Source organism: Actinomycetota bacterium (assembly GCA_030682655.1).
Taxonomy (GTDB): domain Bacteria; phylum Actinomycetota; class Coriobacteriia; order Anaerosomatales; family JAUXNU01; genus JAUXNU01.
Genome location: JAUXNU010000044.1, coordinates 1 through 12385, shown reverse-complemented (window position 1 = coordinate 12385; position 12385 = coordinate 1). Strand labels below are relative to the sequence as shown.

The 12385-nt window shown below is 64.6% G+C and carries 11 protein-coding genes; 9 read left to right on the top strand and 2 right to left on the bottom strand.

Features of this window, described 5'->3' with window-relative positions; all coding sequences use genetic code 11:
- Nucleotides 1–154: 154 nt before the first annotated feature.
- Together Q8K99_02275 and Q8K99_02270 are read left to right on the top strand one after the other, a co-directional pair.
- Nucleotides 155–1672 (top strand): calcium-binding protein, encoded by a 1518-nt coding sequence (locus tag Q8K99_02275; protein ID MDP2181382.1) that lies wholly within the window; start codon nucleotides 155–157, stop codon nucleotides 1670–1672.
- On the top strand, nucleotides 1614–2717 hold the full coding sequence (locus tag Q8K99_02270) for a cell wall-binding repeat-containing protein (GenBank protein ID MDP2181381.1): 1104 nt from the start codon (nucleotides 1614–1616) through the stop codon (nucleotides 2715–2717). The genes Q8K99_02275 and Q8K99_02270 overlap by 59 nt, the downstream gene beginning before the upstream one ends.
- 103 nt (nucleotides 2718–2820) lie before the next feature.
- On the opposite strand, the gene Q8K99_02265 is transcribed toward Q8K99_02270, so the two are convergent.
- A complete protein-coding gene (locus Q8K99_02265) occupies nucleotides 2821–3423 on the bottom strand; it encodes a hypothetical protein (protein MDP2181380.1) in 603 nt (200 codons plus the stop codon).
- A gap of 69 nt (nucleotides 3424–3492) precedes the next feature.
- Here Q8K99_02265 and lipA point away from each other — a divergent pair, with 69 nt between their 5' ends.
- Nucleotides 3493–4425, top strand: coding sequence for a lipoyl synthase (gene lipA / locus Q8K99_02260; protein MDP2181379.1), 933 nt, complete (start codon nucleotides 3493–3495; stop codon nucleotides 4423–4425).
- Here the strand turns inward: lipA and Q8K99_02255 are convergent.
- A complete protein-coding gene (locus tag Q8K99_02255; protein MDP2181378.1) occupies nucleotides 4395–5450 on the bottom strand; it encodes a diguanylate cyclase in 1056 nt (351 codons plus the stop codon). The two genes, lipA and Q8K99_02255, sit on opposite strands and share 31 nt — an antisense overlap.
- Before the next feature lie 144 nt (nucleotides 5451–5594).
- Between Q8K99_02255 and Q8K99_02250 the strand changes: the two genes are divergently transcribed.
- The 6 genes from Q8K99_02250 (at nucleotide 5595) to Q8K99_02225 (ending at nucleotide 12254) form a co-directional block, all read left to right on the top strand.
- Nucleotides 5595–6323 (top strand): UPF0280 family protein, encoded by a 729-nt coding sequence (locus tag Q8K99_02250; protein MDP2181377.1) that lies wholly within the window; start codon nucleotides 5595–5597, stop codon nucleotides 6321–6323.
- A gap of 66 nt (nucleotides 6324–6389) precedes the next feature.
- A complete protein-coding gene (locus Q8K99_02245) occupies nucleotides 6390–6683 on the top strand; it encodes a DUF2469 family protein (protein ID MDP2181376.1) in 294 nt (97 codons plus the stop codon).
- A gap of 4 nt (nucleotides 6684–6687) precedes the next feature.
- A complete protein-coding gene (ligA, locus tag Q8K99_02240; protein ID MDP2181375.1) occupies nucleotides 6688–8871 on the top strand; it encodes an NAD-dependent DNA ligase LigA in 2184 nt (727 codons plus the stop codon).
- Nucleotides 8868–9644 carry a CPBP family intramembrane metalloprotease gene (locus Q8K99_02235; protein ID MDP2181374.1) on the top strand — a complete coding sequence of 259 codons (777 nt, stop codon included), beginning with the start codon at nucleotides 8868–8870 and terminating at the stop codon, nucleotides 9642–9644. The genes ligA and Q8K99_02235 overlap by 4 nt, the downstream gene beginning before the upstream one ends.
- On the top strand, nucleotides 9644–10645 hold the full coding sequence (locus Q8K99_02230; GenBank protein ID MDP2181373.1) for a CPBP family glutamic-type intramembrane protease: 1002 nt from the start codon (nucleotides 9644–9646) through the stop codon (nucleotides 10643–10645). Before Q8K99_02235 ends, Q8K99_02230 begins: the two co-directional genes overlap by 1 nt.
- A 235-nt stretch (nucleotides 10646–10880) precedes the next feature.
- Nucleotides 10881–12254 (top strand): carboxypeptidase regulatory-like domain-containing protein, encoded by a 1374-nt coding sequence (locus Q8K99_02225; protein MDP2181372.1) that lies wholly within the window; start codon nucleotides 10881–10883, stop codon nucleotides 12252–12254.
- The last annotated feature ends 131 nt before the right edge of the window (nucleotides 12255–12385 follow it).

The following is a 12385-nucleotide window of genomic DNA, read 5'->3' as shown; positions in this document are numbered from 1 at the left end:
CGACGAGCGCTCCTACCAACGCGGCGTCAGGGTCTCAGACGCCCAACTGGCGACAGTCAGCCTCACCCGAGATGAGTTCCATCCCGAATGGAACTATGTGATCCATCCCCGCAACCGCTCAGTTGTTGTTTGACGCTTCCTTAGTGTGGCGCTCGTGGCCGGAACGGCCGTGTTTGCGCCTGCCACAGGCGTGGCGATCGCGCCGGACACGACAGTCCGAGCGAGCGTCGCCTCAGATGGAACGCAAGCCAACGGCGAATCCAGCCACCCGGACATCAGCGAAGATGGGCGCTACATCGCCTTCTGGAGTTGGGCGAGCACCCTTGTACCGGAAGATGCGAACGGTTGGGGCGACATCTTCCTGCGCGACACCGAGAGCAACGAGACGACGTGTGTATCCGTTGATCTCGATGGCGATCCGGCGTCGCATGGTGCGACGAACGACTGCGAGATCAGCGGGTCCGGCCGCTACGTGGCCTTCAGCTCGGACTCACCCGGGATTGTCGCGGGGGACACCGGTGCCGATTGGGACTTGTTCGTGCGCGACATGCAGTCGAACGAGACTACCCTCGCGAGCCAGTCCACCGCCGGCGTGAAAGGCAACGACTACAGCAACAACGCGAGCCTGAGTGCCGACGGCCGCTACGTTGCGTTCTTCTCGAATGCGAACAACCTCGTGCCGGGGGACACGAATGGCCGTCAGGACGTGTTCGTTCGCGACCTGCAACTCGGGGTGACCACGCGCGTGAGCGTTGGGCCGGCGAGCGAGCAGGGCAACGGCCACAGCTTCTATCCCAAGATCAGCAAGGACGGCACGAAGGTCGCCTTCATCACGTACGCGACGACGTTCGCCGCCGACGACACATCGAGCCAGGCGGACATCTACATCAAGACCTTGGCTGGTGGTGCTATCGAGCGCGTCAACGTGAAGCCCGACGGTGGCGAGAGCTCGGCCGAGGTGGCGCTCAGCGACTACATGGGTCTGTCCGATGACGGCCGCTACGTGGCGTTCGCAAGTCGAGCTGGCGATCTGGTCAGCACGCCGGTCCAGAGCGGCTCCTGCATCTATGTGCGTGATGTCGAGTCCGACGTGACGACCGCTCCGGTCCACGCTGCGGACGGAGGCCTACCGGACTCGTACGCGGACTTCCCATCCATGACTGGAGATGGCTCGCTCGTGGCTTTCCTCTCAGGGGCAACGAATCTTGTGGCCGACGATACCAACAGCGCGCAGGACGCATTTGTTGTAGATGTGGCCACGGGTGAGTGCGTGCGTGCCAGTGTGGACTCCTCTGGCCAGGAGGCGAACAACATCACGACCGAAGGCAGGATCGCAGGGAATGGCACGGCCTTGGCGTTCCTGTCTCGCGCTACGAATCTGGTTCCGAGTGACACGAACAGCCAGCCCGATGTCTTCGTGCGCAGCCTCGTGACCGCGCCCGCCGACACAACGGCTCCTACCGTCATGACGAACGCGGTCGCCCGCTACACGGGGATGGCCCACATCAGCATCACCGCGACCGATGGGCCGGACGGGTCTGGCGTGGCTTCCGTGAGCTACGACCTCGATTCGGGGGGGGACCATCACCACGACGGGGACCTCGGCCACTGTCGTGACCGGTCCGGGCACGCATCATCTCGTCTACTGGGCCGAGGACGTCGAGGGCAATGAATCGCTGCATGCGAGCCTCGACTTCATCGTCGACACGTCCATCGAGCGCATGACTGGCGCCGATCGCTTCGCGGTAGGCGTGCAGGCGGCACGCGCGATCTTCGACCCGGACGGGGACAAGAGCTGGGAGAGCGCCCGGAACGACGTCGTCATCGCGTGTGGCGAAGACAAGGCCGCTGCAGACCCGCTCGCCGCGGCAGGGTTGTGCGGCGCGTACGAAGCCCCGCTCTTCCTCGTCAAGTCCGCATCAACACCGAGTGACGTGCTTGTGGCGATCTCGGAGATCGCCGCGGCCCACGGCACGCTGAAGATCCACATCGTGGGTGGCACGAGATCGGTGCCTGACCTCCGCTTCAACGAGATCAAGGCAGCGATCGAGTCCAAGACCGGCGGGAAGGCCACCGCGACCAAGGATCGGCTGCTCTCGGGAGGCACGCGCTACGACATGGCCGGGGCGATCGCCAAGCGGATGAAGTCCATCCTTGGCGAGCCTGAATGGGTGCTGCTCGCAAATGGCGCCGACCCGAACACGTTCTTCGACGCCTTGGCGCTTTCGCCGATTGCAGCTTCCGAGGGGTATCCCATCCTGCTCGTGAAGAAGGACGACATCCCGTTTGCGACGATCGATGCCCTTGATGCGATCGATCTGCAAGTCGATGTGAAACTGGTCGTTGCGGGAGGCCCCAACACGGTCTCCAGGGACATGGTCGAGATCCTCGGCTCGATCGTGCACACGGAGCGTTGGTCCGGTGTGAACCGCTATGCGACGGCCGTTGCTATCGCAACCAAGGCGAAGGCGAAGGGCTGGCTGACGTACAAGACAGTCGGTATCGCGGCCAAGCAGGCCGATGCGCTGACGGGGGGCGTGCTCGTGGGTCTTTCGGGCGGGCCCATGCTTGTCACCAAAGGCACTGACCTGAGTTCTGAGCCCGCTACCTTCCTGACTGCGAACAGGTTTGCGATCGAGGAGTGTGTGATCTTCGGTGGAGAGAAGTCGGTCACGCCGACAGTTCGAGCTCAGATCGACAAGAAACTCAAGCGCTAGGAAGCGTGACGGCGGATCCATGGCCGTCGCGCGTGTCTGCGATGAGGTGTGGGGCTCCTCGGCGAACCTGCCTGGGAGCCTCACTGCGTCTGGTCTACGAACCTCAGCTCGTGCGACCGCCGATCACGTACCACACGGTGGAGAACACGAGGAGGCCGAGCGACGCGGACAGGAGCGTGGCGATCAACGTACGAGGCAGGCCCCGCGGCTTCCAGAGAGCCCAGACGACGGTGGAGAGAGCAGGTAGCCAGTACAGCAGCACCGCAAAGACCATGGGCTGGAAGTAGAGGCTGAGCATCCACGGTATGTTTTCGCCAGGATCGCCCATCAGCAGCCCAAGGATCGCCGCACAGGCTGCTGGAACGGCGGCAGCTAACACAACGCCGACGCCGAGGCGCACCCACAGGCCTTCAAGCCGGGGTGCGGCGAACCACAGAGCCAGCGCGAGCAGGGCGAGGACGATCGCTGCGGGGAGCAGGAACGGAAGCGCCGCGAGGTTGAATTGGTTCTCGATCGCGTCTGAGGCGTGGACCATCGCGAACCCTGCGGTCACACCGCTGCCCGTGAGAACGAACGAAATGCCGAGACATGCCGCAGCCCCCACTGCTGCCACGATCGGACCGAGCGCGAACGCCGTCTTGCCCGATCGGGAAGCCCTCCCGTCCGTCTCGGTTGCTGCCCGCGCCTCGCTTGTCACATCGCTCATCATTACCCCCATTTTCCTACATCGTGGCGATGGCGCCCGCCGTCCCTCAGGCATGGTACCATCGCCCGCATGGCATACGAACACGGCAGTTCGACTCATCGTCTGCCGCCCTGGTTGAGGCGGCCTATTGCCACACCCGGGCGCTCCGGCAAGGTGGAAGACGTCCTTGGCGAGCTCGAACTCCACACCGTATGCCGATCCGCCAAGTGTCCGAACCGAGGCGAATGCTTCTCGTCGGGGACGGCGACGTTCCTGATCATGGGCGACGCGTGCACGCGCGGATGCCGCTTCTGTGCCGTGGACACCCGGACTCCGGAACCCCTCGACCCCGAGGAGCCCGCACGCCTTGCCGAGGCGGCCCGGCGCATGGAACTCTCTCACATAGTAGTTACGACGGTCACACGCGATGACCTGCCTGACGGAGGCGCCGCCCACTTCGTCGCGGTCATCGAGGCCGTGCGTGCGGTCGTGCCCGACGCGACAATCGAGGTATTGACGAGCGACTTCGCAGGCCGTTGGGAGAGCGTGGATCGCGTGGTCGACGCTGCTCCGGACGTCTTCAATCACAATCTGGAGACCGTGCCGCGTCTGTATGGTGAGGTACGCCCCGGCGCTGACTATCGCCGGTCGCTTGATGTGCTCGTGCATGCGCGGAAGCGTGCAATCGCGACCAGGATCGACATGCCCACGAAGTCCGGCCTTATGCTCGGACTCGGTGAGTCACTCGACGAGATCCACGAGGTCATGGGCGACCTGCGGGAAGCAGGCTGTGCGATTCTTACCCTTGGCCAGTATCTGCGTCCGAGTCCGGCACACGTGACGGTAGCGGACTTCGTCGAGCCGGATATCTTCGCGCAACTCGGTCGCGACGGACGCCGCATGGGGTTTGCCAGCGTTGCAAGCGCTCCATTCGTGCGCAGCAGCTACCACGCCGGGGAGATGGCCAAGGAGAGGGCGGGCGCAGGGAGCAGTCAGTCCGCCGCAGGCTCCGCAATAATGTAGGGGAGCACTCCGCCGGAGCGTCCCTTGCCGGCGCGCTTGGCCTCGTAGAGCCGGCGGTCGGCAAGCGCGAGCAGCCCGTCCATGACGGTTCCCGGGGCACCTGCGTTCGTTGCCACCGCGCCGCCCACACTCACGCTAAGTCCGATCATGCTGCCGTCCCAGTCCTTGATCCTCGCGGCCTTCACACACGCTATTAGGCGTTCTGCCAGGGCATTCAGCTCGTCTACATCAGCCTCAGGTGCAACGATCGCGAACTCATCACCACCATAGCGGGCAACGAGATCGGAGCCGCGCACGGTTTCTGCCAGCGCGTCCGCGATCGTCTTGAGCGCGATATCGCCGACGGAGTGCCCGTGTGTGTCGTTGATCTCCTTGAAGTCGTCAACGTCCACCAACAGGATGCCGAGCGGGCGCTCGTACCGACCTGCCCACGACATCCACTGGCCGAGATGGGCCATAAGGCCGCGGCGGTTGTATAGCGTTGTCAGAGGATCGCGCGTGGCAAATGAGGCGAGTGCGAGGTTGTCGCGCCACGCGCGCCGCAGCACACGTGCGAGGAACTTCGCGAGGTCGGAGCGCGTGTAGAACAACTCGACGGCCGTGATGATTCGTTCGAGATGGCGCGCATATGCTCCGCGGTGCTTCTTCGCCCCGCCTGGCTCTGTGAGATCGAGCAGCTCCCCGAAGACCGGATCGAGCAGGAAGAACTCCAGTCGCGCGGCTATGTCGAGCATTACGTCGGTGTCCACGTCAGCGTAGTCGCCGGGTGCGGTCTCGCGCATCTCGGCAAGCAGAGATGCCATGTGTCGCTCAAGGCCGATGGTGTCGTTCACGACGTCGGGGACGAGCCCCTGGTCCCATGCGTCAACGAGGTCCTGCCACCATCCGATGTGTGTGGATTCCTCCAGAGCCATGCGGCAGAAGACGGTCTTGAGGTCGGGCACGTCACACGCGGCACCCATCGCTTCGTAGGTCTCCTTGGCGAATGTGTCCATTGCCACGCATAGCTCAAGAATCTTTCGCATGCAGACCTCCCTGCACAGGCGCACGACACCGAACGACCTTAAGAAGACTATACCCCCGCCGGGTTCCTGCAGGCTATGAACCTTCGCTGCATGCTGGATCGTGGTGCTCTTGCGCGCGAAAGGCCGCACGTTGAAGATAGGGCCATGTCATACGAGCCGCGCACATATCGCCGAACTGTGTCCCCTGCGGGCCTTGTCTGCTTTGATGTCCGTGTCAAAGAGACCGACTTGCAGATATGCGCCTCCGAGGATCTCTCCGATCTGGCCGAGGACCTTGTGGCGAGGTCTCGCTGGGAGATCGAGGAGTTCATCCGGGGGCATCCGTACTTCGCAGAGACCTTTGCGCCGATCGACGTGCCCGAGGACGCGCCTGAGATCATAGTCCGCATGGCGCAGGCCGCTCGCGTCGCGAGCGTGGGCCCAATGGCGGCGGTGGCCGGCGCGATCGCGGAGTACGTTGCGCGCGGGCTGTCCGAGCGTTCACCTAACGTGATCGTAGAGAACGGCGGTGACATATTCGTGATGGGCGACTGTGACCGTACCGTGGCACTGTGGGCGGGTGAGCAAGGGATCCAGTCGGTCGGAGTCGTGGTCCCCGCGGGCCTTCAGCCCATTGCGGTTTGCACTTCAAGCGGCCGGATCGGCCACTCGACATCTTTCGGTCAGGCCGACGCCGTCACCGTGCTCGCGCGCAACGCATGTCTTGCCGATGCGGTCGCCACGGCTCTCGCAAACCGTGTGCATACGCCCGACGATATCGAGGCCGCGATAGAGGCCGCGCGCGGTCTCCTTGGCGTGCTTGGTGTGATCGCCACGATCGACGGGCACATCGGGGCGTGGGGGAACGTTCGGCTCGTGTCACTCGCGGGCTAGCGACCTCGATGGCGCGCGGGGGATAGAATGGAAGCTGCGATATCGACAAGTGATGAGGGGCTATAGATGGACAGCATCGACGAACTTGACATGTACGAAGCCGAGAAACGACTGGCTCTTTACAACGAATACCGCGACGCGGCACGGGTGTTCACCTACTACGTGGAGACCGAGCTCCGTGCCTATCTCGCCAACGGGGTCGATGTTGAGCCGCATGTGGGGGATGGTGGCGTCTACTTCAAAGTCACGATGACCGACGTATGGATCTACGAGGCCGAACGCATCAACCGGTTCGTTCCGGAGACGGTCGTGTACTCCGTCGGCGACGTGCACGTACAGAAGCTCAAGGGCGACGAGTAGGTCGATGACGGCCCCCGAGGACCGTACCGTCGTCGCCCGGCGGGCTGGGGCGCTGCGCCGCGAGATCGAGCACCACAACTACCGCTACTACGCGCTCGACGAGCCGGAGATATCCGACGCCGCCTACGACGCGCTCCTTGGCGAGTTGTTGGAGATCGAGGAGCGGTGGCCGGAGCTGGTGACGCTGGATTCGCCGACGCAGCGGGTCGGTGGCTCGGTCGGGACGCAGTTCGAGCCGGTCGCGCACGCGCAGCGGATGTACTCGCTCGACAACGCGATGGACCTCGGCGAGCTCGATTCGTGGCTCGCGCGCGTGCGGGAAGCGGTCGGGGAGCGGGCGTGCGCCTTCGTGTGCGAGCTCAAGATCGACGGTAGTTCGATCGCGCTCACCTACGAGGGCGGAGCGCTCGCGGTCGCCGCGACACGCGGAGACGGGCGCATGGGCGAGAACATCACCGTGAACATCCGGACCGTTCGCGACGTGCCGTTGCGGCTGCGCGCTGATGCAACGCCTTCGGCCGGTGAGCAGACGCTGTTCGCCGAGGAAGATGCCGACGCCAGCTGGTCGGTGATCGAGGTGCGCGGCGAGGTCTACATGCCGAAGGCGAGCTTCGAGAGACTCAATGAGGAGCAGGAGGCGGCCGGTGCCGCGCCGTTCGCGAACCCCCGCAATGCTGCAGCGGGGGCGGTGCGGCAGAAGGACCCGGCGGTGACGGCATCGCGCGACCTCGCGACGTTCGTCTATCAGGTCGCCAGCGCACGTGCGCTCGGGTTGTCCACGCAAAGCGAGTCCTTGGAATGGCTCAGGCACGCTGGTTTCCACGTCAACCCGGATGTTGTGACCTGCGCGGATGGAGACGCCGTACGCGAGTTCTGCGCCGGCGCGCTTCAGCGTCGCGATGAGCTGCCATACGAGATCGACGGGGTCGTCGTGAAGGTCGATGACTTCGCTCTCCAAGAGGAGTTGGGCTACACGAGCAAGGCACCGCGATGGGCGATCGCCTACAAGTTCCCGCCCGAGGAGAAGACGACCATTCTGCGCGGTATCCGGGTCCAGGTCGGCCGGACTGGCGCGCTCACGCCGCTCGCCGAGTTCGACCCGGTCACGGTGGCGGGTTCGACGATAGCGCGCGCCACCCTGCACAACGAGGACGAGGTGCGCCGCAAGGATGTGCGCATCGGCGACACCATCGTGGTCCGCAAGGCAGGTGATGTGATACCCGAGGTGCTCGGCCCGGTCCTTGGCATGCGCCCGGTGGATGCGCCCGAGTGGCGGATGCCCGACCGGTGTCCGTCCTGCGGCGGTCCCGTGTGGCGGCCGGAGGGTGAGGCTGTGACGCGGTGTGTGAACGCAGCTTGTCCCGCGCAGCGCCTGGAGCGGCTTGGTCACTGGGCGGGTCGCGGCGCGATGGACATCGACGGCATGGGTACTGAGATCATCGCGCGGCTCGTCGAGACCGGGGAGCTTCACGACGTTGCTGACTTCTACAACCTCGAGCCCACAACGCTGGCCGTCCTCGACATGGGGCGTGTGAAGAAGGACGGCGAGCCGGTCGTTCTTGGCGAGACAGTCGCGAGCAAGCTGGCCGAGGCAATCGACGCATCGCTCAGCCGGCCTCTGGCACGCGTCCTCTTCGGCCTCGGCCTTCGGCACGTGGGCTCGACCGTTGCCGAGCAGCTCGCTGTCGCGTTCGGCTCGATGGACGCGCTGGCGGAAGCGGCCGATGTCGCGCCGCTAGCTCCTGGCGACGGGGTTACGATCGCCGCCGCGCTTGCTTCCGACCCGATTGCGCGCGTCGAAGGCGTGGGCCCCACCATCGCGGCCAGTGTGCGAGCGTTCTTCGCGAGTGAAGACAACCGTCGCCTGCTCGATCGGCTGCGCGACGCAGGCGTTCGACTCGCCCAGGAGCGATCAGCGCCCGACCGGCCCCAGACGCTGGCGGGCCTGACTTTCGTACTCACCGGCACGCTGTCGCGATACACGCGCGACGAGGCCGGGAGTGCTCTGAAGGCGCTTGGCGCCAAGGTCTCGGGTAGCGTGAGCTCGAAGACCTCGTATGTCGTTGCCGGAGAGGACGCAGGCTCGAAGTACGATAAGGCGCTCGAGCTGGGCGTCCCCGTCCTTGGCGAGCAGGAACTTGCCAGAATCATCGAGACCGGCGAGTCTCCGGCGGGTGAGACCGCATGACGCTGGGCGCTGAGCAGGCGCAACCGCCTGCGCCGGATGCGGGTCTCCGCGCGCCTCGCCGCATCGCATGGTCGGGCGCGCAGGCCGTGGCGGTCGCACTGTCGACCTTGCTCGTCGGGCTTGCAATCAGCGCGCTGACTCGCTGGCTCGGGCTCGACACGGAGTGGTACTCCGGGCAGACGGCCGCCGTCCAGTCGGCGTTCCGGCTTGCGACGATGGGTCTGCCCTACGCCGTGACGCTCGGACTTGTAGTCGTGTTGGTGCGCAGCAGCGGTGAGGGCTGGCGCGACGGGCTCGGCCTGCGTGGATTCCCGGTGCTGCCCGGGGTCGCGCTTGCCGTACTGCTTGCGTTCTTCGCGCGTGTTGGGACGACCGCGTGGACCACCCTGCTGCTCCGGCTGGGGCAGGTGCCTCCGGACAGTCTCGACGTTATGGGGCGCTTCCCGCAAGGTCCGCTAGGTATCGCGACACTCATCGCCGTCGCGGCGGTCATCGCCCCCGTCGCCGAGGAGATCGCCTACCGAGGGGTGCTCTATCCCGCGCTTCGGAACCGCTGGGGCGTGACGGCCGCGGTCGCGCTCTCCTCGGCGGTGTTCGCGCTATTGCACTTCAACGTGGTGTGGCTGGGACTCCCGATCTGGATCCTCGGCATGCTGTTGGCGCGGCTGTTCGAGCGGACGGGATCCTTGTGGCCGCCGATCGTGGCGCACGCACTGTTCAACCTCTCCGCAGTCGCCCTGTGGTTCGCCGGCCGCGCCCTCGGGGGTGTGTGATGACGCGTCCGTCCTCGGCATTGCGCCTCGATCCCGACGTGTGCGATCGCTGCGGCAGGTGTGAGCGCGTGTGTGAGGCGCGTGCGCTGAAGGTCGGGCCTAGCTACATCTACGTCGACTGGCGGGCGTGCACCGGGTGCATGGAGTGCGTGGACGCGTGCGACCGGGCTGCGATCGTGTCAAAGAGCAACGGGGTGCGGACCGCGGCGGCTGCGGGCAAGCCGCTGGCTTCGTCCAGCCCGAAGAGCGAGAAGGCGGCACAGGCGGCAATGATCGCGAAGAGGCCCGGAGCCGCCCGAGGGGCGTGGACCCTTGTCGAGGCGGGCGCGGTACTCGCCGTGGTTTTCGCTGTCTTCATGATCAAGGACGCCGCCATGGCTTCTTCATGGGTCAAGACACTCAAACCAAGCTCCGCCGTGAACGCCCGAGTCGCGATACTCATCGCGTTCTACGGGGTACAGGTCGGCACACTCATCGTTCTGGCTCGCATGCGGGGGGTTGGGTTCGCCGATGCCTTCACCCTCGGCCGACTGGGCACTCCGTGGATATCCAAGCTCAGGTCGGCGGCATACGTAGTGGGGCTCCTTGCGGCGACTCGCGTGCTGGCAATCGTCTACCTCGTTGCGACCGGACTACTGGGTTGGGATCCTCCGACCCGGTGGAACTCCGACCTGACCTCGGTATTCGGCCCCAACGCTGCCGGTTTCGCGCTCTCAGTCCTGCTGGTCGTCGTCATAGCACCCGTAGTCGAGGAACTTGTATTCCGAGGAGTACTCCAGCAGGCATTCGAGACACGGTGGGAAGCGGGAGTGGCGATCGCTTCCGGAGCGGCGCTGTTCGGCGCCTATCACTTCACGGTGTGGCTGTTCGTGCCCACCTTCGTTCTGGGACTTGCAGCGGGCTGGCTGGCTCACGCGAGAGAGAGCCTGTGGCCGGCGATCGCACTCCATGCGCTCTACAACCTGGTTGCCGTCGCGGTGCTGTTCTGGCCGCTCGTCTAGCGGATGGCGAGCGCCTGGTGCGCATCGCTCGCGGGGCGCAAGACGGCGACAACAAGTACCCCACTATCTGGTGAGAAATCCACTGTTCTGACGCGAAGACCGGCGGTATAATCCTCGCAGCTCATCATATGCAAGCGCACGTTCTTGGATGTGGGATGTTAGGTACTGGGGGAATCCGTTCGCGGCGCCGAGGCCTTCTTGCGCGCTGTGAACACGTCGCGACAGGAGGAGCGCGATGCAACGTTCTTGGCGTGCGAGTCGTCTGGGTGTGGTCGGGTTGGCATGCGTGTGTGCGTGTCTGGCCGGACTCCTGGCTGCACCGCTAGTCGCCGGGGCAAGTACCCCGGCGTTCGTGTTGGAAGCGGACTCATACGAGCCCGACAACGTCCCCGGTTCGGCCGATGCCATCACCCTGGCTGAGACTCAGTCCAGGACGCTGTACCCCAGAGGTGACGTCGACTGGGTGAGTTTCGACGCCATTGAGGGCACGACCTACGACCTGCGAACGCTTTCTGACGGAGACGACGAGGTCGATACGTACATGTATCTGTACGATTCCGACGCGACCACGGTCATCGACCGCAACGACGACAGCTCTGGTTCGCTGTTCTCGAGGATCTTCTGGACCGCCGACGAGACCAAGACGGTCTACCTGAAGGTGCGTCATTTCGACTCGCAAGGCACAGGAATGTATGCGTTGCGTGTTCGCGAGACACGGCTGAGCATTCATGGCACCGTCACCGACGAGGACTCCACGGAACCGCTGGCGGGGGCCTCGGTCGCAGCGTACACCTGGGACGGAGCCGAGGGGGCCGTCGAGGAATGGACGTACACCGATGAGGACGGCGGCTACGAGTTCTGGAGTCTGGCCGATGGGACCTACCGTCTCGGGTTCTTCTCGGAAGGGTGGGAGGAAGCGCCGTATACCCCCGAGTTCTACAACAACAAGGCGTCGATCAAGGACGGCGATGACATCGTTGTCAGCGGCGGTGTGGCACCCGGCAGCTACGACGCAGCGCTGGAGATCATGGAGCCGAGCATCCAGGGCACGGTCGTCGACGACGATTGGGAAGACCCGATTCCCGGCATAGCAGTGACTGCCTACTCCTGGGACGACGACTTGAGCGCCTGGTACGAGGCCGCCTGGGGTTGGACCGACTACTACGGCGAGTACACCGTCTACGGTCTGAAGGACGGCAAGTGGAAGATCGGCTTCCAGATGCTGTGGCCGTACTACGAAGACGAATTCTGGATGCCCGAGTTCTACGACGACCAGGCTACCGTCGATGACGCCGAATGGGTCGAAACCGTTGATGGCCAGGTGACCACCGGCATCGACGCATCGCTTGCGCCCGCGCGTCCGGCAATCACAGGGACGGTCACGGAGAGCGGATCGGGTGACCCGCTGGCCGATATCGGGGTTGTTGCGTACGCCTACGATGACTACGCGGACGAGTGGTACTGGGTGCGGGGCGTGTCCACCGACGCTGATGGCAGCTACGAGCTGAAGCTGGGTTCCGGAGAGTACAAGATCGGGTTTGAAGACTGGAACCCCGAGGACGGCTACTACCAGAGCGAGTACTACGACGACCAGCTGCACCTAGCCTAGAAATTTCACGAAGCGCCTGACTTTCCTGCCTGAAACAGGCGACGGTGACCCTTTGAGCTGGGATAATGGGAGTTACAAGACCTCCATGACCCCACGCGAAAGGAACACCGTCTTGGTGAACGCTAACACGC

Excerpts from the sequence above, each read along its gene's own strand:
- Q8K99_02235 (MDP2181374.1), top strand. The coding sequence starts at position 8,868 with ATGACGCTGGGCGCTGAGCAGGCGCAACCGCCTGCGCCGGATGCGGGT.
- Q8K99_02250 (MDP2181377.1), top strand. The coding sequence starts at position 5,595 with ATGTCATACGAGCCGCGCACATATCGCCGAACTGTGTCCCCTGCGGGC.
- lipA (MDP2181379.1), top strand. The coding sequence starts at position 3,493 with ATGGCATACGAACACGGCAGTTCGACTCATCGTCTGCCGCCCTGGTTG.
- Q8K99_02245 (MDP2181376.1), top strand. The coding sequence starts at position 6,390 with ATGGACAGCATCGACGAACTTGACATGTACGAAGCCGAGAAACGACTG.
- ligA (MDP2181375.1), top strand. The coding sequence starts at position 6,688 with ATGACGGCCCCCGAGGACCGTACCGTCGTCGCCCGGCGGGCTGGGGCG.
- Q8K99_02255 (MDP2181378.1), bottom strand. The coding sequence starts at position 5,450 with ATGCGAAAGATTCTTGAGCTATGCGTGGCAATGGACACATTCGCCAAG.
- Q8K99_02225 (MDP2181372.1), top strand. The coding sequence starts at position 10,881 with ATGCAACGTTCTTGGCGTGCGAGTCGTCTGGGTGTGGTCGGGTTGGCA.
- Q8K99_02230 (MDP2181373.1), top strand. The coding sequence starts at position 9,644 with ATGACGCGTCCGTCCTCGGCATTGCGCCTCGATCCCGACGTGTGCGAT.
- Q8K99_02265 (MDP2181380.1), bottom strand. The coding sequence starts at position 3,423 with ATGAGCGATGTGACAAGCGAGGCGCGGGCAGCAACCGAGACGGACGGG.